This window comes from Treponema brennaborense DSM 12168 (genome assembly GCF_000212415.1).
Lineage (GTDB): Bacteria > Spirochaetota > Spirochaetia > Treponematales > Treponemataceae > Treponema_F > Treponema_F brennaborense.
This window is the reverse complement of sequence record NC_015500.1, coordinates 252,839-274,531: the sequence shown is the minus strand read 5'-3', so window position 1 is coordinate 274,531 and position 21,693 is coordinate 252,839. Positions and strand designations below refer to the sequence as shown.

Here is a 21,693-nt window from a genome sequence, read left to right as displayed (position 1 = left end):
TTTTTATCCGCCGCACTCATCGCCCGATTGCCGAAAAAACCGTAATATAGTATATATGAGAACATGAAAGCGGCTTTCTTGTATACAAGCGCATTACTCGCCGGTTTTACCGCATGCAGCGGCGTAACGCAGCAGTCGGAACGGCAGTACGCCGCTTACACGCTGCGCCCTGAAACCGCCGTCGTCTCCGGATATACGGCGATCGGAGGCAGCAGCGACCGGACGCGGCTGTTCGGCGTTACGGCAAAAAACGAACTGTACGAACTCAACGACGATCTTTCGCGCGGACAATTCGTCAATTATCCGGCTGCGCAGACGGATCGGATCAGTTCGCTCATGATGAGCGGCGGCCGGTTATACGTCGGCTCTTGGAGCGATGCAAACGGCAAAAACGTCGTGTTTTCTCTGGACGCGGACGGTACCGGCAAAACCGTGCAGATAGGCAACGGTTCGTACTCGTACACGCACGACGCGGCGAACGGCAGCGGACCGTGGCATCCGCAGCACGTATACGCGGGAACCGCGTACGTGTACGTCGCAGCGACGGGGCAGAACGTACGAGTATACCGGCTCGCCGACATGCTGGCCGCCGACTGGAAAAATACGGCCGAACCGTTTTGTTATCTGAAATTGAATTTCAGCGTCGGGAAAGGAAACCGCATTTCAATGCAGGAACGGAACGGCGATTTATTCATTTCATCCGATTCGGCCGACGGCGTCTGCCGGTTCAATACCGGAACGTTCCGCCGAGGAACCGCCGCGCAAGCCGCCGCGCCCGAACAAACGGTATCCCGCCCGATTCGGGGGCAGCGGGTTCGGGCGTTTACGTTCGGCAAAACGAAGGCCGCCGCCGCCGCGGGTTCCGCCGTTTACATATACGAGCTGCCGGATTTTCTGTCCTATTCGTTCGACGCACCGCTGATCGTACTGTCGGCGCCGGACGGCCAGCCGTTCGATAAAATCCGCGGACTGTACGGACTGACCGAAGACGCCGGCGTCATATCGTTCACCGTACAGGCGGATTGGGGAATCGTACGCTACGCGGCGGCCGCGTATCCCGTCACCGAGCGCACCGCAGGAGTAACACGATGAAGCACGGCGCCGCAGCGCACCGGAGAATACCGGCGATTCCGCTCTTAAAAACCGCCGCACTGCTGATCGGCGTCGCCGTCGTTTGCGCGTGCAGCAACGCAGCGGTCGTTCCGTTCGATCAGGCACTGCAAACCGGCCGCGTCCCGACGGATACCGACGCCGCCCGTTATTCGGTGCATGAAAAAAAGATTCTGCAGAATTCGGAACCGTATGAAATCGTTACGGACGACTCGCTGCGTGTGTTTCTCATAAACGATCCGATCGTCGTTGCGCAAAAACACGAATCGCAGTACGACGAAGGCGGAAGCAAATCGGACCCGGTGAAGCGCCAGATTCCGGTAGCGCACAATCAATTCCGCGTAACCAGTTATATGGTCGTTCCCGTGTACAATGCGGAAATTTGGGCGACGCTTTCGGGCTATCCGCACGCATTCCGCATTATGACCATCCGGGAACTGCCCGCTTTGGCGCAGAACATATACGATATACCGTTCAGTCTGCACGAAGGCGAATATCTTTCCGACGGCGGCGGCCTCGTCCACATTCCGCACATCCCCGATTTACAGCGCGACATGGTGCGCATCGAAATCAGATGCAGCGATCCGGCCTATCAAAAACTGCGGGCGCTCAAAACGAACTGGCGCATCGGTTTTCTGCGCATCGACAACGGCAGCAGCTGGAAACGCATGAACGCACCGCACGCGCGCGAATGGATCGCTATCATCAGCAATTTGGCGTACACGTTCAGCAGCCCCGAATTCGACGTTCTCATGGATCACTATAAAGCGCTCACCGGCGACTATTTCATTTATCAGAAAGGCGCCACACCGCAGGAAAACGTCTACTTTCACACCGATACCGACGTCAACAAAGTCGCCGGCACGGAAAACGAGCGGAAACGCCTGTACGACATGATTTTTTTCTCAAAAGAAAATCCCAAAGACCTGCGGCTCGGCAGGCTCGATTCAAAGGAAGGATACGTCGGTTTGGGCGGCGGCTCCGTGTTGGGAATCGCAACCTACGCGTTTTTCAATCATTATAAAGGCGGTTCGGCGGTAACCGTACACGAACTCGGTCACTGCATCGGGTTCGGGCACGGCAGTTCGTTCTGTTACGGAACGCTCGAATCGTACGCGCCCAGTCTGACAGCCATGTTCATCCGGCTCGGAAAAGCTCCGTATCCCGATCCCGACATCGTCGGGTACTATAAACCGGAAAACGACTGGGCCCGCTGGCTCGACTTCGGCGACGGCAAAGGCCCCGTTGCGAACAACAGCGAATCGCTTCGCGGCTGGGGCGGCGTCAGAAACGACGGTCTCAATAAATTCGAGCGGTTCATTTACAATAACCCCAAATATTTTTCGGCGGAAACGTATCTGCTTTTAAAGCCCTGGTTCGACCTCAACATAGACGAACCGCCGGTTGACAGCGGTCTCGATCCCGCCGATGAAGGACAGCAGGGCGACGCGCTTCCGTAATGCGGAAGTTTCGTTGCGCGGATCCGGGCCGAACGGCTCACGCGGAATTTTTACAGGAGTTTTACATGAAACGAGTATCTGCTGCTGCTGCAGTCTGCCTTTTTTTACTGCCGGCATTTGCCCAACAGTCGCTCCAATCGACGGCGACGAACCGCGTCGTGGAAAATCCGAACGACTGGGTGCTGTTTCCCGGTGAGAATTTCAACCGCGTGTCGTCGGACTACGTGATAGCGTTTACGGATTTTACGCCCGCATCATCCGGCGGCAGTACGGCCGCCGTTACCGGCGGGTTTTTCGGTTATCACCGGCACGCCGCCTTTCCGTTCACCGTCGGCGCGTCGTTCCGCATGACCGCCGCGGAAGAAGTAACCAAAACCGTCCGCACCGTGTGGGGCGGTTCGGGCACCACCAAAACGGAAACCGTCACCGAAACCGAATACGTAACGCCTGCGTTCGACACGTATTACGCCAACGTATTTTTCCTTATCGGCGTGCCGCAGCTGCAAGATCTTTCTGCCGGTCTGCAATGCTATCTGACCGGCAGCGAAACGATCACGGACAAATACACGCAGACGGTCACCGTAAACGGCGTCCGAACGGATTACCGGGAAAACGCCGGAATCCTGCAACAAAACGCGTCGCTGCTGTTCGTAGTTCCCGCCTCGTACCGCATCGGCACTACGGTCAACAATTCGAGTTTCGGCGTATCCGTCGTTACGTCGAAAACCGAAGATGCAGCCGGAAGCGGCGGCGACACCGGCGTCAATTTTTTCTTATATCATAAGATCGCGTTCAAGTCGCTTATTCCCGGCGGAACCCGCACGAACGTATGGGCTGCCGGCGGCAATAAGGAGTTTTCCTGCGATTTACTCGAACCGACGCCGTTCGCCGGCGGTATCCAGAAAAAAACGATGTTCCAGCTCGGCATTTCCAACCGGTACGATTACAGCCTGCCGCAAAAAGCGAACGCCGCCGGAACGGGCGCACCCGCGTTCACCGCCGCCTTCAATCCGAAAGCGTACGCCGATCTCATCGTCAAAGACGCCCATACGTTCGATCTGGGCATAACGGTCGCCGCCGACATCGGTTTGAACGCCGCGCTCGGCTCGCTGCCGCTCACGTTTTTTATCGGCATGACGCCGCGCGTCTATTACCGCGAACAAGCAGTCAAAAAGACGTATCCGCAGACGTCGTCGTCGTACGAACAACACGGCAGAGCCCGGGATTTTCGGGCGGATATCCTATGGTCGGGAAAAATCGGCATGAGCGTGCTGCTTCCCAAAAACTGGGTGTGCGACGTTACGTTCAACGTCGACACGGACACGAAGCTGACCGGCATTTCGGCTCAGCTGACGATTCCCGTCGCGCCCGCACAAAAGGCGAAATAACCGGCGGCGTTCACACAAGCAAGCCGCTGCGTCTGACAGTCCGCGGTGTCAAGCAAGCCGCTACGTCTGACAGGCCGCTGCGTCGGTGCAAAAAACGGCGCATCGATTCGATATATCTAAATTCCGGGTTATCGGATAAAAAATATTTGACAAATGAAATATTAGGATATACTATAAATTAAATCGGATTGTTACTGTTACTGACAGGCAAAACCTGAATGCTCCGCACGGGAGAAACGGGTTTTGCCTTTTTTTATGCGCGGAGACTTTTCAAGCGAGCCCACACGGCTCACGGAGGCACTATGAACAAGTACGACGGTCTTGCGCGGATTATTCTCCAAAATGTCGGCGGAAAATCAAACATTCAAAACGTTACCTACTGCTTAACGCGGCTGCGTTTTAAACTGCGGGATGAAAATCTTGCCCAAACGGATATCCTCAAACGGACGGACGGTATCGTAAACGTGCTGAAAGCAGGCGGTTTGTATCAGGTCGTTATCGGGGGTACAAGTACCCGACGTATACGAGGCGCTCGTTGAAGTAGGACATCTTGAGAACTGCACCGACGAACAAGCAGTTCAAGAAGGCAAAAAAAAAGCACCGTCGGCCAATTTCATTTCCATATTGACCGGAGTATTCGCTCCGCTGCTCGGAATGTTATGCGCAACCGGCATGATAAAAGGCATTCTGATGTTGCTGTCGTTCTTCCATATTATGGATGCAGCCGGCGGCACGTATACGATACTTTACAACGCTGCCGACGCGTTATTCTATTTTTTGCCGGTTCTCATCGGGTACACTACGGCAAAAAAATTCGGCATGAACGAAATAACGGGACTCATGCTGGGGCTCGTCATGTGCGCACCGACACTCGTCAACCTTGCTCCGAATGCGATCGCCGTTGCATTCGGAAGCGCACCCAAACCGCTCGGCACGTTGTTCGGAATGAATTACTACGCCACGTTGTTCGGAATTCCCGTTATCATGCCGGCTTCCGGTAATTATACGTCTACGGTTGTTCCCATCATCTTGGTAATCTGGTTCGCATCGTTTCTTGAAAGAAAAATCAAGGCTGTCATCCCGACGGTAATCAAGAATTTCGGCGTACCGCTTTTCGTATTCATTATCACCGTTCCGCTGATGTTCATCGTTATCGGTCCCGTTGCCGCAATGCTGACAGAAGTAATCGAAAAGGGCGTAATATTCGTATTCAGCCGCGCGGCCGTATTCGGCGGATTCCTTTTCGGCGGATTATGGCAGATACTGGTCATTTTCGGGCTGCATTGGAGTCTTATTCCGCTCATGTTCATCAATCTTGCCAACCTGAAATACGACATGATTTTATCTCCGATGTTCGCGGCTTCGTTCGCACAGCTTGCCGCCCTTATCGCCGTCATGCTGAAAACCAAAGATAAGCAGACAAAAAGTATCGGCATTCCCGCCGTTATTTCCGCAATCGCCGGCGTAACCGAGCCTGCAATTTACGGTATCACGCTGCCCCGTAAAATACCTTTCATCTATTCATGTATCGGGGCCGCCGTCGGCGGTGCCATTCTTGCCGCGGCAAAAGTATATTCATACATTTCCGCGGGACTCGGCGTATTCGGATTCCCGGAATTCATCATGACCGAAGAATATTCCAAAATGTACAACGTCCCGATATCGATGCACGGAGTGGTATGGGCAAGCATCGCGGTACTCGTCTCAATGGCCGTTTCATTCCTGCTCGTCATGTTTTTCTATAAAGAACCGGAATCCGGAAGTTTTACCAAAAGCCGCGACGCACGAACTCATGATTCCGGCAAAAAGGCCAAACCGATTACGGTCGTTTCGCCGCTTAAAGGAAAAATCATCGACCTCGACAAAATCGAAGATGAAGCGTTCAGCAGCGGCGCACTGGGAAAAGGCTGCGCAATACTGCCGTCCAGCGGCGAAGTCCGCGCACCGTTCACCGGAACCGTTTCGGTGCTGCCGGAAACGGCGCACGCAATCGGCATAACGGCGGATTCCGGCATAGATATCCTTATTCACGTAGGGATGAATACCGTTGAACTCAAGGGGCAAGGATTTAAAACGTACGTTATCGAAGGGCAGAAAGTTCAGGAAGGCGACTTACTGATGACATTCGATATCGGCGCCATTACGTCCGCAGGATATAAAACCGTTACGCCTGTCGTGATAAACAATTCGGACGAATTCAAAAGCATCGCAGTTGAAAAGGAAACCGGCTGCATAATCAGTGTCGGCGAACCGCTGTTTTCGATAGTTCCGCTGAATTTTTGACGGAAAATTGTATAGGAGTTTTATATGAAAGGATTTAAAATGCCGGACGGATTTTTATGGGGAGGCGCTACGGCCGCAAACCAATGTGAAGGCGGCTGGAATATGGACGGACGCGGACTCGCAAACGTAGACGTAGTACCGTTCGGAAAAGACCGGCTTCCCGTCGTACTCGGAAAGCTGAAAATGTTCGATTGTGATGACGCACACACATATCCGAGCCATACGGCAGTCGACATGTACCACAATTATAAGGAAGATATCGCGCTATTTGCCGAAATGGGCTTTACGTGTTACAGGCTTTCAATCGCATGGACGCGGATATTTCCGAACGGAGACGACGCAGTTCCCAATGAAGCGGGACTTGCCTTTTACGACAACATATTCGACGAATGCCGGAAACACGCTATAGAACCGCTCGTAACGTTGTGCCATTTTGACGCGCCGATGCATTTGATACGAAAATTCGGCGGCTGGCGAGACAGAAAAATGACAGACTGTTTCGAGCGGTACTGCCGCACGGTGTTTGAACGATACAAAAATAAAGTCAAATACTGGCTCACGTTCAATGAAATCAATATGATTCTGCACGCGCCGTTTATGGGAGCGGGCCTTTATTTTACACCGGACGATAACGAAGAACTCATAAAATATACCGCCGCACATCACGAACTCGTTGCAAGCGCGAAAGCCGTCAAATTGGCACACGAAATGATTCCTGATTCCCGAATCGGCTGTATGCTCGCCGCGGGTCAGAATTATCCGTATACGTGCAAACCGCAGGACGTATGGGCGGCATTGGAAGCCGACCGTAAAAACTGGTTTTTCATCGACGTCCAAAGCCGCGGCGCGTATCCCGCATACGCACTCAATCTGTTCAAACGGAAAGACATACGGATTCCGTTTGAACCGGAGGATGAAAAAATATTGCGGGAAGGAACCGTAGATTTTATCAGCTTCAGTTATTATTTCACGAACGTCGCGGCGGATGCGGAAAGTCCCGCTGAAAGAGGCGGGAACGGTATTTTTGAAACGATAAAAAATCCGTATCTCAAAACATCCGATTGGGGATGGCAGATAGATCCGCAGGGCTTACGCATAACGATGAACAATTTGTACGATCGCTATCAGAAACCGCTTTTTATCGTAGAAAACGGACTCGGAACAGCCGACACCGTACCGAGCGACGGACCCATACGGGACGATTACCGCATAGAATACATGCGTTCCCACATCCTCGAAATGGAAAAGGCAGTTCTGGAAGACGGGATTCCGCTTCTGGGATACACCATGTGGGGGCCGCTCGACATCGTAAGCGCTTCCACCGGTGAGATGAAAAAACGTTACGGACTTATCTACGTCGATAAAGACGATAACGGTAAGGGAAGTCTGGCCCGTTCCCCTAAAAAATCGTTTTATTGGTATAAAGCGGTAATACAGTCGAACGGAGAGATATTATAAGATACGGAAGATATGATTTTGAAAATAATAAAGATTTTAAATAACAACGCGGCAGTCTGCACGGACCCTGAAGGATTTGAAAAAATCGTGATGGGTCGCGGACTCGCTTTTCAGCAAAAATGCGGAGCCGTAATAGATGAATCGAAAATCGAAAAAATCTTCATTCTCAAAAATGAAGAAACGAATTTCCGGTTTCAGGAATTCATTCAAAACATTCCCATCGAAGATATGCTGCTTTCTGAAGAAATAATAGCACATGCAAAAAAATTATGCCCCAAAGAACTGCACGACAGCATATACATAACGCTCACGGATCATCTGAACGCCGCGATGGAACGGGCAAAGCAAAATATCGCCGTTACCAGCCCGATTACCAGTGCAATCAAAAGTTTTTATCCGGAGGAATTCCGGATCGGGCTGGATGCGCTCGACATCATCAAAAAAGCGACCGGACGTTCGTTTTCAATTGATGAAGCCGCATTCATTACGATGCACTTCGTTACGGCGGAACTCGGAGCCGGTTCTCCGGAACTCAATTCCATGCTGGAATTCGTACAGGACGTAAGCATTCTGGTAAAACGCTGTCTTCCGGTAAAAATCGACGAAACGTCGCCGGCGTGGCAAAGATTCCTCGTGCATCTGTCTTTTTTTGCCCAAAGAATCATGACCGCAAGCGGAAGTTCCGATGGCGAAACGGAACTCTACGATTCAATCGCAAAAACGTTCCCCGCCGCACGAAACTGCGTCGATCGGATTACCGCGTACGTAGAAGAAAAATATCCGTACACGGTGGATAAAAACGAAAAAACGTATTTAACGATACATATAAACCGGATAGTCACCGGCAAGGAGTAATGTCATGAAACGATTCGAGTACACGATAAAAGCCGCCGACGGAATTCACGCACGGCCGGCAGGAATTCTGGTAAACAAGGCACTGAAATACAAATGCAGCATATCGATGAAATACGGCGACAAAGAAGCGAACGTAAAAAAACTGTTCGCGCTGATGAAACTCGGAGTAAAGCAGAACGATAAAATCAGTTTGTTTTTCGACGGCGAAGACGAAGAAGACGCCTATGCTGAAATCACCGCAAATATCGGGGAAAATTATTAAATGAAAGAATATAAAGGAATACCCGTTTCAACGGGAATCGCAGCGGGAACCGTTTTTTTTGCGGCCGCCGAACGATCCGTCTGCCGTACCGAAAAAACGGAAGACACGAAAAAGGAAACGAGACGGTTAATTACCGCGCTCAACAAGGCAGCGGCGGAACTCACCGAGCTTTACAGAAAAACGCTCCGCGAAGCGGGAACTTCCGCCGCCGACATTTTCCTGATACATAAAATGATGCTGCAGGACAGCGATTTCTACAGCAGAATGCGAACGCTGATTACGGAAGACAGGCTGAGTGCGGAAACCGCGGTCGGCAAAGCCGCGGAAGAATTTTCGCGGGAACTCGCAGAATCCGGCAGCGAATACATCGCGGAACGCGGGGCAGACGTATCGGATGTTGCGGACAGAATTATCCGCATACTGCGCGGCAAAACTACGGCCCCGGCGCCGGTCGGCACGGAAAAAATAATTCTCGTTGCAAATGAAATAACGCCAAGTCTCACGCTCATGTTCAGCGGGCTGCAATTGCTCGGCCTCGTATCGGGAAAAGGGAGTGCAACGTCTCACACAGCCATATTGGCGCGGTCATTAGGCATTCCCGCCGTCATCGTAAACGGTGTAACGTTCGACAGCTCCGTAAACGGGCAAACCTGCATTGTCGATGGAGTCAGCGGCGGCGTGTATTTTTCTCCCGATTCCCAAAAACTGAAAGCGGTCCGATCCGCCGAAAAATCATCTGCCGAAAAGGCCTCCGCCGAAAAATCATCTGCGGAAAAATCATCCGAAAAAGAGCGGGAACTGTTTGAAATTTTACCGCCGCCGGAAACCGCTACGCAAAGCGGCAAAAAAATAACATTATACGCCAACGCGGGCAGCCTTGAAGACGTAGACGCCGCCGTCCGCTGCGGTGCGGAAGGCATCGGACTATTCAGAAGCGAGTTTTCATATCTCGGCCGCACCGTATTACCCACGGAAGCCGAACTCACCGCCGTCTACCAAGCAGCCGCAAAAAAACTCGGAACCCGTAAATTCATCATCCGAACGCTCGATATAGGCGCCGACAAAAAGGCGGCGTGCATTCCGATGCAAAACGAACCGAATCCTGCGTTGGGCATACGAGCGCTGCGGCTGTGTTTTGCAAATCCGCAACTGTTCACCACCCAATTGCGCGCCGTACTGCGTGCAGGCGTAACGGGAAACGTTGCCGTCATGTTTCCCATGATCTGTTCGCTGTCGGAGATACACCGCGCAAAACAATTCCTGAAGGCGGCGGCCGCCGATCTGAAAAACGAAAACGTACCGCACGCAGAACGGATTGAAACGGGCATAATGATTGAAACTCCGGCCGCCGCCGTTATAAGCGACGTGCTTGCGGCTGAAGTTGATTTTTTCAGCATCGGTACGAACGATCTTACGCAGTATACGCTTGCCGTTGATCGGCAAAACGCCGATATCGCCGAGTATTGCGATCCTCATCACGAAAGCGTCCTCCGGCTCATAGAACTCACGGCAAAACACGCACGGGAACACGGTATCTGGTGCGGTATCTGCGGCGAACTTGGCGCGGACACAAGCCTTACGGAACGTTTTATAAAAGCGGGAATAAGCGAACTGTCCGCCGCACCTTCGGCGCTCCATGCACTCAGAAAAAAAATAAGGAGTCTACCGTGACCTCTTCCGTCTGGACAAAAACGACCTGCCAATTGTTTTTCAAATCACTCGGCAAAATGGAAAACATCATGGAAATAACGAACTGCGCTACCCGACTGCGCGTAAAAATGAAAAACGATGTGCGGATAGATAAAAACACGCTTTTGCAGTTACCCGGAGTAAAAGGAATTATCGAACGCCGAAACGAAGTACATTTGATTATCGGGTGGGAGGCCGGCGCCATCAAAAAGCTCTGTTCCGAAACGTACGAGTACATAACTGCGGACGCAAGCTCTGATGCCGGCACTTGACATTTTCCGGATCCGCGCGCATATTTGTCATACAAATCATACTTTTCACACCTAAATAAAAGGAACGCCGTATGAACAACACACCGCCGCCCGGGAAACACGCCTGGATCGTCAAAGTGGGAGAAAAAGGGCAATTCGTTATCCCCAAAGAAGCGCGGGAAATTTTCGGCATCAAGCCGGGAGACACGCTGCTTTTGCTCGGAGATGAAAAACAGGGTATCGCCATTCCGCCGAAAGCGATGTTTGCAAAACTGACGGAAACCATATTCGGCAGCTCCGGCAGCGCCGCATTGGAGGAGGACGCCGATCGTGAACGTACTTGAAGTAACCGGCCTGTGCAAATCGTATCCGGGATTCGCGCTGAGCGACGTATCGTTTTCCCTTGAAAAAGGGAAAATCACCGGCTTCATCGGCCGCAACGGTGCCGGAAAATCAACGACGCTCAATTCACTGCTGCATTTCGTGCATCCCGACGCGGGAACGATCACCTTTTTCGGCAAAAACGTTTCGGAACACGAACTCGACATAAAGCAGAAAGTCGGTTTCGTTTCAAGCGGCATGACGTACTATCCCAAGAAAAAAATCAAACATATTACGGCGGTAACCCGATCGTTTTACCGCGGCTGGGATGAAACGGCGTACGCCGAATATATGCGCGCGTTCAACCTCGACGAAAATAAAACGCCGTCGCAGCTTTCAGCCGGAATGAAAATAAAATATGCGCTCACGCTCGCGCTTTCACACAACGCGGAATTGTTCGTTTTGGACGAACCGACGAGCGGCCTCGACCCGGTGTCACGCGACGAATTGCTCGACATTTTCATGGATCTCTGCGACGAGGGAAAATCCGTATTATTTTCCACGCACATAACTTCGGACTTGGATAAATGTGCGGACAACATCATTTATATAAAAAACGGCCGTATTCTGGCCGAATCGGAGCTGCGGGCCTTCGTCGGTATGTATAAAACGGTTTCGTTTGCCGAGCCCGATATCCGGCTGACTGCCGCCCAAAAGGAACATTTGATCGGTATAAGCCGCAGCAAAACCGGATACACCGCGCTGATACGCACCGGCGCGCCGGAAATTCCCGGCATCACCGCCGCCGCGGCGGATCTGGAATCCGTTATGATTCATCTGGAAAAACAACCCGCGCCCTGAACCGGCCCGGTTACCCTGCGCCGCCGGAAGCTGCGTTTTACGGCAGAAAAGGGCGCGCCGACTTTTTAACAGGAGACTATCATGCTGAAACTGCTCAAAAAGGAAATACTGCTTTCCATGCATCCGACCGCGCCCGTCAGTTTAATTTTATCTGCCCTGGTGCTCGTACCGAACTATCCGTACGCCGTCGTTTTTTTCTACACGACGCTCGCCGTATTTTTTACCTGTCTGCTCGGCCGCGAAAACAACGACGTTGCGTATTCGCTGACGCTGCCGATCGCCAAAAAGGATATCGTAACGGGGCGGTTCGCGTTTGCCGTTACGCTGCAGCTGCTCCAAATACTGCTGGTTGTTCCGTGCATGATTTTAAGCCGAAAAACGAATCCGGCGGGCAACCTCGTCGGCATGGACGCGAACATCGTATTATTGGCGGAAGCCTTCCTATTATACGGTATTTTCAATCTGATATTTTTTACCCGTTATTATAAAAACGTTGCGAAAGTCGGTACGTCGTTCGTCGCGGCGACAAGCGTATTTTTTTTGATGAGCGCCGTACTGGAAGTCTGCACGCATACCGTGCCGTTCGTCAGGGACCGGCTCGACACGCCGGATCCGCTGTACGCATCCGTCAAAACTGCGGTCTTGGCAGGTTCCTGTATTTTGTACGGTTTGCTGACCGCGGCGGCTTATAAAAAATCCGCCGCCGAATTCGACGGGCAGGATATTTGAATATGTTCAACATACTACTATAACAATTTATTGCCATTTCAAGTGAACTATGTTATCATACTGTCAAGGTCATCGGATGAAACTAAAAAAACATAAAGACCGGCTCTTATTGCCTTATCAGAAAACGTGGCAAATATTCGCCGCCGGTATCTGCATATCAGGGTTTATCATCTTTCTCGGAATATTCGATTACATCAGTGCTGCATACAACAGCACGTCCCGTCTTATAGACGAATATCTTGAAAAAATCACCCAGCAGGAAATCGATATTATCAATATCAAATTCAAAAACAGCGTGCGGCAGATAGCGTACGCTTCGCAGCTGCTTCACTGCGTTGCCGACATCCGGAATAAACAGACATACCTGCAGCTGCTCAAAGAAAACAGTGATTTCGATTATATTTACGTACTCGATACGGACCGCAACATCTACAACATTAAAAATCAATTCGTAGCCAGCGGCAGCGTATCGGAATATTTTTTCTCGAAGTTGGAACCGGGTAAAACATCCGTCAGTACGTTTCTCAAAGATCCCGCCACGGGAGAACAGGTTTGCTACGTTTACGCACCGATCACGGACGGCAACACGGTCAACGGCTGTATATACGGAATTTTTTTAGCCGAAACGATCAGCAAACTGCTGCAGTTTTCCGTTTTCAATCAGCAGGGAACGATCAACATCATGACTAAAGACGGCATCAACATCGCTTCAAGCGGAATGCCGCAGAAAAAACTGTTTTCAAAATCGTTTTTTACGTATTTGGAAGGCATACACTATCCGCAGGATCAAATAACCGAACTGCGCATCGGTATGGCGGACAATAAAAAAGGCATTCTGCATATTAAAACCGGTACCGGCAAAATGAAAACGTGTGCGTACGCGCCCATCGGTATCAACGATTGGTACATTCTGACCGCGATTCCCGAAAACACCGTCGGTATATATGCGGCGCGGCTGCAGCACAAAAGCATCATCCTGGCGATTCAGCTGATCTCAGCGTTTATGATCATCGCGTTCCTTATTGCGTACCGCTATCATCGAAGCAAAGCGTTTCTGAAAGCATCTTTGTTCACGGCACAGAAATCGGCGCAGATTCTCAACATGGCCGTATCGCAAACTCAAATTTCCATCTTTGAATACGACGTCGCGGAAGACCGTTTTTCCGTTCTGCACACGACACAGCCGAGTATCAGATTATTGCCCGCCCTGCACACGAAGTCTTCCGCCGCTCTTGATGCGGACAACGATATTCCCGTAAAACAAAAAAAACAGTTCTGCGAAGTGTTTCATACCGTACGGCAAACCGGCAAACCCGTTTTTTGCGACATAACCGACGGCGACGAGTTAAGCCCCGCTGCGTGGTACCGGCTCACGCTGTCGGCCATCACGAATGAAAAAGACAAGCCGACAGCAATCATCGGTACCGTAAAAGACATTACGGAAATAAAACAGACTGCAATCCGCTACGCACAGGAAGAACAGTTCAGGAACACGATGCTTGCCGAATATGAAACCTGCTGGTCGGTCAACCTTTCCCGAAAAACGATACTGTCGGTCATCAGCAACGGAAAAGCCGTTTTCACGATTCCGCCGCTCACCGACACCCCTTATACGAAAAAAATAATCGAAGACGCCTGCAAAGACATATCACCTGAAGAAAAACGGACGACCATGCAGCACCTGATCGAACCGGATACGCTGATCACGCTATATCGGAACGGAACTTCGCAGATACAGGAAAAATACATATTCCGCGGAAATTGGTACGCGAGTATCATCAATCTGGTGGAAGATCCCGTAACCGAAGATTTACTCGTTTTCGTCTATACCAAAAATATCGATTCGCAGACGCGCAAGGAACAACGGCTCAAATTTGAAGCGGAACGCGATCCGCTTACGAAACTGTACAATCGTGCGACGCTTGAAATGAAGATAGAAAACGTTTTGTCGCATATAGACGAACAGCGGGAATTGTGCGCACTTTTCATTCTGGATTTGGACAATTTCAAAAATATCAACGACGAATACGGTCATCAGACCGGAGACGACGTGCTCATCGCCGTCGCGGACGAATTGAACGCTTTTTCAAGAAAATACGATCTTATCGGCAGACTCGGCGGAGATGAATTTATCGGCTTTATCAGGGAACTGCCGTCCAAAAAATCGATCGAACAGCTTATGGAAAGAATCTGCAGCCGGCTTTGGTCGCTTACGTTCGACGGAATCCCCGAACACCTTATTTCGGCAAGCATCGGCATCGCGTTCGCACCGGAAAACGGTGAAACGTTTGTACAATTGTATTCCTGCGCAGACAGCGCTCTTTACGACGCGAAACGTAAGGGTAAAAATCAAGCTGCCGTTTACAGCTTCGAGTACCCCCCCCCCCCGTCATTCCGCTCTATAAAATGTAACGGTGCCGCTTTTATGTACCGTTTTGGGCTGAAAGCGTTTTCGTATACCAAATTCGGCACTCGACTGCGGCGAATAAAATCGCGATAACCGCAAACCATCGATATCCGCCGCTGAATCCCGCAAAAAAATTATAAATTCCGTGCAGCGCCGCCGCGTACACGAACGGCAGCGTCCGGGTCCGTTTTTTGCGGAACGACCAGACGTACACGCCGGAAAGTCCCGCGCACAGCATGTGAATAATAACCGCCGTTACGAGCCGCAGCCCGATCTGGTGATAACCGGCGATAAGATAAATAACGGCTTCAAAACAGCCGAGCGAAAGGCCGCACAACAGTGCCATCGTAAAAAAAACCGAAAACGGCGTTTTTTTTGCCGGAAGAAACAGCATGCAGAGCATCTTGATACTTTCTTCTATCAATCCGTTAAAGATCAGCGCGGTGATCAATACGGCGGCGAGCGTGTTCGCAGTGAACACCGGCAGGCTCAGCACGAAAAACTGCACGAACGCAATCGGAATCACGGACAGCAAACCGAGCAGCGCCGCCCAAATTCCGTACCGCATTTTGAATCCGGGAACGGCCGCGCAGAAAATGATAAAAAATGCAATCAACGGAACGAAGCAGAGCAAGAGCGACACATATAAATTCATACCGTACAGCATATCCGAAAAATTTGCCTGTTGCAACAGTTCCGGCGGCAAGTTATAATCGGGGAATGAATAAAGCGATCGTTTTAACCGGTATAAAGCACTGCGGAAAATCCGCACTCGGCAGACTCTTGGCACAGGAGCTGAACTGCCCGTTTTACGACACGGACGCAGTTATCCGCGAACTGACCGGCAGAAGCGCCCGTGAAATCTACACGGAAAACGGCGCCGAGGCGTTCGCCTTTTCGGAAACCGCCGCGTGCCGGTTTCTTGCGGAAACACTTTCCGCCGCACAATACAAATATGCGGAAACGGTTTCCGCCGTCATCGCAACCGGCGGCGGCATCTGCGGCAATACGGGCGCGCTCGATATTTTACACACGTTCGGCATATTCGTTTTTCTCGATATCGGCGAACGGCTCGCCGCAGACCGGATCGCGGCGGAAATCGTCTTTGAGAACGGTACCATGCGAAATCTGCCCGCCTATATCGCGTGCAAAAATCCCGCGACGGAGCAGGACGTACGAAACTGTTTCAGTGAATTTTATAAGGAACGGACGGCGCTATACGGTAAAATCGCCGACCTAACTTGGACGCCGGAGGCGGTGTCCAAAGACGTGAACGCAAAAAATCTGGCCGCCGCACTGCGGACGGCGGGAGCCGTTTCGCCCCCGTCCGCCTGAATACGGCGTTCCGAAAATCAGTGACAGCCGCAGCCGCAGTGATCGTGTCCGCCGCAGCAATCGTCGTCGCAGCCGTCGTCGCAATCACCGCCGCAGCCGCAGCCGCATTCTTCATGCAGACCGTGCGCGAGTTCTTCTTCCGTCGCGTCGCGAACGCCGGTGATTTTTACCGTAAAAAACAGTTTTTCGCCGGCGAGCGGATGATTGGCGTCAATCGTTACTTTTTCATCGGTAACTTCGATAACCGTAACGACGCGATTTCCGTCGGGACTTGATGCTTCAAACTGCATACCTTCTTCAATCGTAACGCCGTCTTCAAACTGCGATTTGGGAACTTCTACGACGAGTTCCTGATTGTATTCACCGTATCCGTCGGCAGCTTCCACGGTAACGGACAATTCGTCGCCGGCTTTTTTGCCGTCGAGTTCCCGTTCAAGACCAGGAATCAGATTTTGGTGACCGTGAATATAATCGAGCGGTCCCATACCTTCGGACGAATCGAGAATCTCGCCTTCCGAATCTTTCAGTGTGTATTCAATAGATACCACTTTGTCTTTCGCTATCGTCATTCAAACTCCTATAAAAAGTCTATCCGCAAACATCAGAAAGTCTGAAGGACTTCAGTTACTTCCGGAATAGTATCTTTCAAAAAACGTTCGACACCCTGTTTGAGCGTCATCGTAGCCATCGGACAATTACCGCACGCGCCGGTCAATTTTACGAAAACCTTACCGCCCGCTTCCATGCTGACAAACTCCAAGTCGCCGCCGTCAGCCTGCAGCTGCGGCCGGATTTTATCAAGCGCGTCTTTTACTTTATCTTCAAGCGTCATAAAAGCTCCTCTCAAAATTGTTTCATGTTCTTACACCGCACGGAATAAATCAGCCGCATTCCGTACTATAAAGATACATACAAGATACACGGAAGTCAATTTTGTGTAAATAGCACGCGTTCCGAACGTTACGGATATTTGTATGATTCAAATATCCTTGCCTATAATCATACGACGCGATATAGTTACGTTATGAAAACTGCAACCATATTACGTAAAACGGCCGAAACGGCAATTCTGTGCGGATTGCTGTTATCAGTATCGGCTTCCTGCGCGTCCGCGAAAGATCCGCAGAAAGGAGTTTCCGTTATCCGCAATAAGGCGGAAACGGATATATACCTTGCCGAAACGGAACTTCCCGTATTCGACGGCCGGGAGGCGTTAAATCGGCGCATACTGCAAACGGGCGACGACTGGTTCACCGAGTTCAGCCGCGACGCCCGGGAAAACACCGCCGCCCGGCTCGAAACCGCCGCGCCCGACCAGCTGAAAGAAATCGAAATGCCGTTTTGCACGTTCAACCAAACCTGGAAACTCGCCGAAAATGACGCCGATTATATCAGCTGTCTGCTTGAATCGTACAGTTATACCGGCGGCGCGAACGGTTTCGTACAGCTTGCCTCCTTTACCTGGAACGTCCGTACCGATACGGAAGCCGCGCTTACGGACGTACTTGCCGATTTTGTTGCACCCGCCACGCTCGACCGACTTGCGGAAATCTGCCGGACACAGCTGACCGAACGTTTTAAATCCGCCGATGGACCGGTTTCTTCCGATGGGTCGGTTGCCGCCGATCCGTACACCGCTCAGATGATCGCCGAAGGAACGGCGCCCGTACCGGAAAATTATCGGGTATTCACCGTGTCCGATACCGAACTGACGATTTATTTCAACAAATACCAAGTCGCGGCGGGTTCGTACGGCGTACAGACCGTTTCAATTCCACGGCTATAATCCGTACGACGCACTGCACGGCGTATCGTACTGACCGCTGCGGAACCGTACGGAGATTTATCTGAGCGGTTCCGCAACTTTTCGGGGAAAGATCCTGCAAAAGACCGCAAAAAACAGAAAAAAATAAAAAATGTGTTATACTTTTCCATAAGAGGGAAAAGTTTGTGAAAAAAAAATTGTTGTTATGCGCCGTACTGACCGCCGCAGCCGTTACGGCCGCCGCACTGCCGTCTGCCCGTGAAACCGAATCCGTCCGCATTGAAAACTGGTCGGCAACCGGAAATTCGATTCAAAGCGTACAAGTCGAAACGTATCCGCTTACCGTCCGAACCGGAAAACCGGAATCGGCTGACGACGCCGTTACACTGTCCGGAACGTTCTTCCTTTCAGACGTACCGAAAGACGGAATCGGTCTGATTTTATATAAAAACCTCATGGCGTACACCGTATACGTCAACGATATCCGCATCGATTCGATCGGCAGAACCGGACCGGATTTTTTCTTTCAGCCGTATATCACGCGCGGCGTGCTGATTCCGGCGTCCGTATTGCAGCCGCAGAACACTATCCGGCTGGAAATATGGAACGATACCGGAACGTATAAAATCAGAATGCTCGATTTTGTGAACGCGGACGATTATGAAAAATCAATGCAGCTGTTTGGATTTTTGGATATTCAGCTGCCGCGGTTTGCCTGCGTAATGCTGCTGTTCGTCGCAGTATATTCGTTTTTCATGTTTATCAATTATCGCAGTAAGAAAGAATTTTTGCATTTGGCGCTGGCAGCGTTTCTGTTTTCCATTTATTTGCTGAACGTTACGGTGTATGATTTTCCCGGAAGCTACGTACTCATGAAAGCGTTCTTATATTCGTGCTTTCCGGCGTCCATGCTGTTCGTCATACGGTTTTTCAGGAGGTTTTTCGGGATAAAAACGTCCAAACCGTTCCGAATTGCCATAAACGCCGTCGGAATAGTCTTCATTGCAGGCTACTATCTGCAGCGCAGTACCGCCGGACTCGACGCATGGCATTCGGTTATGCTGCTGTATCCGGTAACGGCCATTTCGTTCGGCACGGTCGGCTTTTTTAAATCGCTCAAAACGAACGGTATCAGAAACCTCGGCATCGGCGTCGGGTTGGTTGCGGCGATAGCGTTTTCCGCATACGATATGTACTATTTCGTATTCGACTACACGCCGTTCGTCCTGTTGCAGGGAATCGGATTCATGGGGCTGATTCTGGGAACATTTTACAGTATTTCCCAAGAAGTCGCCGACACGAACCGGAAATGCATTCTGTTCGCCGAAGAGCTTGAAGCCCAAAGCGACCGCCAAAACGCGATTATCGAACATATCCGCGGAGCCTCCGACAAAGCCGACAAAGCGAGTAAGACGCTCGGTGAAAGTATAGAGTCGGTCAGTCTGCTTGCCGAACAATATCTGACAAGTCTTGCACAGATCAATTCAAATATCGAAATGCAGTACGAACAGGTACAATCGAATAAAGGAAACGTCGATCAGATTTTCGACGCGATCGGCAGTATGTCGTCTATGGTAGAAAAACACGAATCGCTGGTTACCGTTACCGTTTCCGACGTCAACAATTTGTCTGCGGGAATCAAAAAAACCGACGAATTGGTAAAAAAATCGGCGCTGACCATCAGAAAGCTGACCGACGCGTGCACCGCCGCTGACAAGGATGTTGCCGATTCATCACGATTTGTAGACGATCTGGCGAATTATTCAAAAAACATTTACGAAATCGTACACACGATCAGCGGCATTTCCGAGCAGACGAATATTTTATCGATTAATGCGGCGATTGAAGCCGCCCGGTCAGGTGCGGCGGGAAAAGGATTCGGCGTAGTTGCCGCTGAAATCAGATCACTGGCGAATCAGTCCGGTGAAAGCGCAGCCAAAATCAACGAAATATTGTCCACAATGGTTGAAAAAATCGGCAACATCCAAAAGCAGGAATCTCTCGTTTCTTCCCGTCTGCAAGACATCATCACCGAAAATACGAATACGGAATCCGGCATGGAAGAAATTTACCGCGTCCTTGAAAATCAGCTTGCGCAGAACAACCGTATCAGCGAGACGATGAGCGCACTGGTTGAAACCGTTCACACGATTTCCGATCAGACGGCGAATCAGAAAGGCTGCGGAGAGGATCTGCGTCAATCGCTGCTGCTGCTTGAAACGATAACCGACGCAATTCTGATTGCTTCACGGGAACAACAAAAATGCAACGAAAAACTGAAAAACAATCTGCAGCAGATTCAATCCGTATCTGAAGAAAATTTGGAAGTTATTGCGGAACTGACGGAAACGCTGTCCCAATAAAATTATTAAAGGAGTTTGTATGAAAAGAATTGCGGTATTGTTGGCAACGGTTATGCTGTGCGTCTGCGCCGTATCAGCGCAGGATCCGGTAGAAGGATACTGGATAAGCGTCGATGAAAAAACCGATCAGGCGACCGCCGGTTGGAAAATCTACGTTGAAAACGGAAAACTGTTCGGCATGATTACGTCGGTCGCGGGGTTTCCGCAGGACGTAAAAGCGTTCGGCTGCAAGGGACGCGGTCCGTACGAAGGATTTCCGATACCGGGCGAGTTGGCTGAAATGACTACCGTCGGTACGGCGTGGATTTACGATTTGGAAAAACAGGCGGAAGGCATCTGGGCAAAGGGCAGTATCGTAGATCCGAACGACGGCAAAAAATACAAATGCAAGATCACGTTCCGCAAGGCCGACGGCAAAAAATATAAAACCGATATGCTTGAAATGCGCGGAGAAATCGGATTAGGCATCGGACGCAGTCAATTCTGGACGCGCGCAACCAAAGAAGAAGCCGAAGCGCTGCGCTGAGCGGCATACACAGTGCTGAGCGGTACACACAGTGCTGAACGACACACACAGCGCTGTGTGTGTTGCAAGCCGTCCGCGATTCGGATATACTCAGCGTATGACTGATATATCCGAAATGCGGACCATGCTCGAAACCGTTTTAAGCCGATCGAAACTTGACGTGCTGTTCAAACCGGGACGGGTTAAAATATGCAGTGAAAAACTGCCCCATTCCGTAAACATCCGGCTCAAGCTGCACAATCCGTACACGCTGACTGCCTTTGAAATTGCCGAAAAAAAATCCGGTATGAAATTCGCCGTATGCCATCTGAAAACGATGCCGAAAGAACTGCACGCGGAACTGCTTGCACTCGGCGGCGCGCCGGACAACGGAAACACCCGATTCGAGTTTCCGTTTGAAACGGCAGAACAAGCTGCCCAGGCGCTGTTCAAACTGTGCATGAACCCTGCAACCGTCGCGTTGTGCGGCGCGCAGGACTACAAGCCGTATAAGCTGCTTACGGCCGCCACCGCCGGATAAAAACCGGGGGCGTTGCGGGGGCTGAGCGTCGGAACGTTCCCCCGCAGGGTGGGAAGGGAAAAGCGGAACCGGCGCGCCGCGCCGGATTCGCTTGAACCGGGGGAGGGGCT

Annotated in this window: 22 protein-coding genes; 19 read left to right on the top strand and 3 right to left on the bottom strand. The window is 51.0% G+C overall.

The annotated features are described in order from the left end of the window. Positions 1 to 63: 63 nt before the first annotated feature. From TREBR_RS01195 to TREBR_RS01135, 14 genes are all read left to right on the top strand, one after another. On the top strand, positions 64 to 1,092 hold the full coding sequence (locus TREBR_RS01195) for a hypothetical protein (RefSeq protein WP_013757413.1): 1,029 nt from the start codon (positions 64 to 66) through the stop codon (positions 1,090 to 1,092). Continuing rightward, a complete protein-coding gene (locus tag TREBR_RS01190) occupies positions 1,089 to 2,570 on the top strand; it encodes a hypothetical protein (protein ID WP_013757412.1) in 1,482 nt (493 codons plus the stop codon). Before TREBR_RS01195 ends, TREBR_RS01190 begins: the two co-directional genes overlap by 4 nt. Positions 2,571 to 2,635: 65 nt before the next feature. Beyond that, positions 2,636 to 3,958 (top strand): hypothetical protein, encoded by a 1,323-nt coding sequence (locus TREBR_RS01185; protein ID WP_013757411.1) that lies wholly within the window; start codon positions 2,636 to 2,638, stop codon positions 3,956 to 3,958. 302 nt (positions 3,959 to 4,260) lie between these two features. Further along, complete coding sequence (locus TREBR_RS13380) at positions 4,261 to 4,497, top strand: PTS glucose/sucrose transporter subunit IIB (RefSeq protein WP_052296127.1); 237 nt, start codon at positions 4,261 to 4,263, stop codon at positions 4,495 to 4,497. 115 nt (positions 4,498 to 4,612) lie between these two features. Beyond that, positions 4,613 to 6,241, top strand: coding sequence for a glucose PTS transporter subunit IIA (locus tag TREBR_RS01180; RefSeq protein ID WP_083816415.1), 1,629 nt, complete (start codon positions 4,613 to 4,615; stop codon positions 6,239 to 6,241). Positions 6,242 to 6,265: 24 nt separating this feature from the next. Then, entirely contained in the window at positions 6,266 to 7,699 is a 1,434-nt protein-coding gene (locus TREBR_RS01175) for a 6-phospho-beta-glucosidase (protein ID WP_013757410.1), read from the top strand. Positions 7,700 to 7,711: 12 nt separating this feature from the next. Beyond that, positions 7,712 to 8,554, top strand: a complete 843-nt coding sequence (gene licT / locus TREBR_RS01170) for a BglG family transcription antiterminator LicT (RefSeq protein WP_013757409.1) — start codon at positions 7,712 to 7,714, stop codon at positions 8,552 to 8,554. A gap of 4 nt (positions 8,555 to 8,558) precedes the next feature. Continuing rightward, complete coding sequence (locus tag TREBR_RS01165) at positions 8,559 to 8,816, top strand: HPr family phosphocarrier protein (RefSeq protein ID WP_013757408.1); 258 nt, start codon at positions 8,559 to 8,561, stop codon at positions 8,814 to 8,816. Beyond that, a complete protein-coding gene (gene ptsP, locus TREBR_RS01160; protein ID WP_013757407.1) occupies positions 8,817 to 10,487 on the top strand; it encodes a phosphoenolpyruvate--protein phosphotransferase in 1,671 nt (556 codons plus the stop codon). Continuing rightward, positions 10,484 to 10,777, top strand: coding sequence for a PTS sugar transporter subunit IIB (locus TREBR_RS01155; RefSeq protein ID WP_013757406.1), 294 nt, complete (start codon positions 10,484 to 10,486; stop codon positions 10,775 to 10,777). Before ptsP ends, TREBR_RS01155 begins: the two co-directional genes overlap by 4 nt. 71 nt (positions 10,778 to 10,848) lie before the next feature. Continuing rightward, the gene (locus tag TREBR_RS01150) at positions 10,849 to 11,100 is read left to right on the top strand and encodes an AbrB/MazE/SpoVT family DNA-binding domain-containing protein (protein ID WP_013757405.1); all 252 of its coding nucleotides are present in this window, start codon (positions 10,849 to 10,851) and stop codon (positions 11,098 to 11,100) included. Further along, positions 11,087 to 11,938, top strand: coding sequence for an ABC transporter ATP-binding protein (locus TREBR_RS01145; protein WP_013757404.1), 852 nt, complete (start codon positions 11,087 to 11,089; stop codon positions 11,936 to 11,938). The genes TREBR_RS01150 and TREBR_RS01145 overlap by 14 nt, the downstream gene beginning before the upstream one ends. An 81-nt stretch (positions 11,939 to 12,019) precedes the next feature. After that, entirely contained in the window at positions 12,020 to 12,667 is a 648-nt protein-coding gene (locus TREBR_RS01140; protein ID WP_013757403.1) for an ABC-2 transporter permease, read from the top strand. Positions 12,668 to 12,743: 76 nt separating this feature from the next. Further along, entirely contained in the window at positions 12,744 to 15,167 is a 2,424-nt protein-coding gene (locus TREBR_RS01135) for a sensor domain-containing diguanylate cyclase (RefSeq protein ID WP_013757402.1), read from the top strand. Here TREBR_RS01135 and TREBR_RS01130 read toward each other — a convergent pair. Continuing rightward, positions 15,091 to 15,729, bottom strand: coding sequence for a PrsW family glutamic-type intramembrane protease (locus tag TREBR_RS01130; RefSeq protein ID WP_169310618.1), 639 nt, complete (start codon positions 15,727 to 15,729; stop codon positions 15,091 to 15,093). The two genes, TREBR_RS01135 and TREBR_RS01130, sit on opposite strands and share 77 nt — an antisense overlap. Positions 15,730 to 15,794: 65 nt before the next feature. Here TREBR_RS01130 and TREBR_RS13375 point away from each other — a divergent pair, with 65 nt between their 5' ends. Then, entirely contained in the window at positions 15,795 to 16,409 is a 615-nt protein-coding gene (locus TREBR_RS13375) for a shikimate kinase (RefSeq protein WP_013757400.1), read from the top strand. A gap of 17 nt (positions 16,410 to 16,426) precedes the next feature. Here the strand turns inward: TREBR_RS13375 and TREBR_RS01120 are convergent, their stop codons facing one another. Together TREBR_RS01120 and TREBR_RS01115 are read right to left on the bottom strand one after the other, a co-directional pair. Continuing rightward, positions 16,427 to 16,978 (bottom strand): FKBP-type peptidyl-prolyl cis-trans isomerase, encoded by a 552-nt coding sequence (locus tag TREBR_RS01120; protein ID WP_013757399.1) that lies wholly within the window; start codon positions 16,976 to 16,978, stop codon positions 16,427 to 16,429. A gap of 32 nt (positions 16,979 to 17,010) precedes the next feature. Beyond that, complete coding sequence (locus TREBR_RS01115; protein WP_013757398.1) at positions 17,011 to 17,241, bottom strand: NifU family protein; 231 nt, start codon at positions 17,239 to 17,241, stop codon at positions 17,011 to 17,013. Positions 17,242 to 17,433: 192 nt separating this feature from the next. On the opposite strand from TREBR_RS01115, the gene TREBR_RS01110 reads away from it, so the two are divergent. From TREBR_RS01110 to TREBR_RS01095, 4 genes are all read left to right on the top strand, one after another. Continuing rightward, the gene (locus tag TREBR_RS01110; protein WP_013757397.1) at positions 17,434 to 18,195 is read left to right on the top strand and encodes a DUF3298 and DUF4163 domain-containing protein; all 762 of its coding nucleotides are present in this window, start codon (positions 17,434 to 17,436) and stop codon (positions 18,193 to 18,195) included. Positions 18,196 to 18,359: 164 nt separating this feature from the next. Further along, on the top strand, positions 18,360 to 20,537 hold the full coding sequence (locus tag TREBR_RS01105; protein WP_013757396.1) for a methyl-accepting chemotaxis protein: 2,178 nt from the start codon (positions 18,360 to 18,362) through the stop codon (positions 20,535 to 20,537). A gap of 19 nt (positions 20,538 to 20,556) precedes the next feature. Continuing rightward, entirely contained in the window at positions 20,557 to 21,063 is a 507-nt protein-coding gene (locus TREBR_RS01100) for a DUF2147 domain-containing protein (protein ID WP_013757395.1), read from the top strand. A gap of 97 nt (positions 21,064 to 21,160) precedes the next feature. Beyond that, the gene (locus tag TREBR_RS01095) at positions 21,161 to 21,583 is read left to right on the top strand and encodes a hypothetical protein (RefSeq protein WP_013757394.1); all 423 of its coding nucleotides are present in this window, start codon (positions 21,161 to 21,163) and stop codon (positions 21,581 to 21,583) included. Positions 21,584 to 21,693: the final 110 nt, after the last annotated feature.

Excerpts from the sequence above, each read along its gene's own strand:
- TREBR_RS01165 (WP_013757408.1), top strand. The coding sequence starts at position 8,559 with ATGAAACGATTCGAGTACACGATAAAAGCCGCCGACGGAATTCACGCA.
- TREBR_RS13375 (WP_013757400.1), top strand. The coding sequence starts at position 15,795 with ATGAATAAAGCGATCGTTTTAACCGGTATAAAGCACTGCGGAAAATCC.
- TREBR_RS13380 (WP_052296127.1), top strand. The coding sequence starts at position 4,261 with ATGAACAAGTACGACGGTCTTGCGCGGATTATTCTCCAAAATGTCGGC.
- TREBR_RS01185 (WP_013757411.1), top strand. The coding sequence starts at position 2,636 with ATGAAACGAGTATCTGCTGCTGCTGCAGTCTGCCTTTTTTTACTGCCG.
- TREBR_RS01130 (WP_169310618.1), bottom strand. The coding sequence starts at position 15,729 with ATGAATTTATATGTGTCGCTCTTGCTCTGCTTCGTTCCGTTGATTGCA.
- TREBR_RS01120 (WP_013757399.1), bottom strand. The coding sequence starts at position 16,978 with ATGACGATAGCGAAAGACAAAGTGGTATCTATTGAATACACACTGAAA.
- ptsP (WP_013757407.1), top strand. The coding sequence starts at position 8,817 with ATGAAAGAATATAAAGGAATACCCGTTTCAACGGGAATCGCAGCGGGA.
- TREBR_RS01100 (WP_013757395.1), top strand. The coding sequence starts at position 20,557 with ATGAAAAGAATTGCGGTATTGTTGGCAACGGTTATGCTGTGCGTCTGC.
- licT (WP_013757409.1), top strand. The coding sequence starts at position 7,712 with ATGATTTTGAAAATAATAAAGATTTTAAATAACAACGCGGCAGTCTGC.
- TREBR_RS01195 (WP_013757413.1), top strand. The coding sequence starts at position 64 with ATGAAAGCGGCTTTCTTGTATACAAGCGCATTACTCGCCGGTTTTACC.
- TREBR_RS01095 (WP_013757394.1), top strand. The coding sequence starts at position 21,161 with ATGACTGATATATCCGAAATGCGGACCATGCTCGAAACCGTTTTAAGC.
- TREBR_RS01150 (WP_013757405.1), top strand. The coding sequence starts at position 10,849 with ATGAACAACACACCGCCGCCCGGGAAACACGCCTGGATCGTCAAAGTG.
- TREBR_RS01115 (WP_013757398.1), bottom strand. The coding sequence starts at position 17,241 with ATGACGCTTGAAGATAAAGTAAAAGACGCGCTTGATAAAATCCGGCCG.
- TREBR_RS01135 (WP_013757402.1), top strand. The coding sequence starts at position 12,744 with ATGAAACTAAAAAAACATAAAGACCGGCTCTTATTGCCTTATCAGAAA.
- TREBR_RS01110 (WP_013757397.1), top strand. The coding sequence starts at position 17,434 with ATGAAAACTGCAACCATATTACGTAAAACGGCCGAAACGGCAATTCTG.
- TREBR_RS01180 (WP_083816415.1), top strand. The coding sequence starts at position 4,613 with ATGTTATGCGCAACCGGCATGATAAAAGGCATTCTGATGTTGCTGTCG.
- TREBR_RS01190 (WP_013757412.1), top strand. The coding sequence starts at position 1,089 with ATGAAGCACGGCGCCGCAGCGCACCGGAGAATACCGGCGATTCCGCTC.
- TREBR_RS01175 (WP_013757410.1), top strand. The coding sequence starts at position 6,266 with ATGAAAGGATTTAAAATGCCGGACGGATTTTTATGGGGAGGCGCTACG.
- TREBR_RS01140 (WP_013757403.1), top strand. The coding sequence starts at position 12,020 with ATGCTGAAACTGCTCAAAAAGGAAATACTGCTTTCCATGCATCCGACC.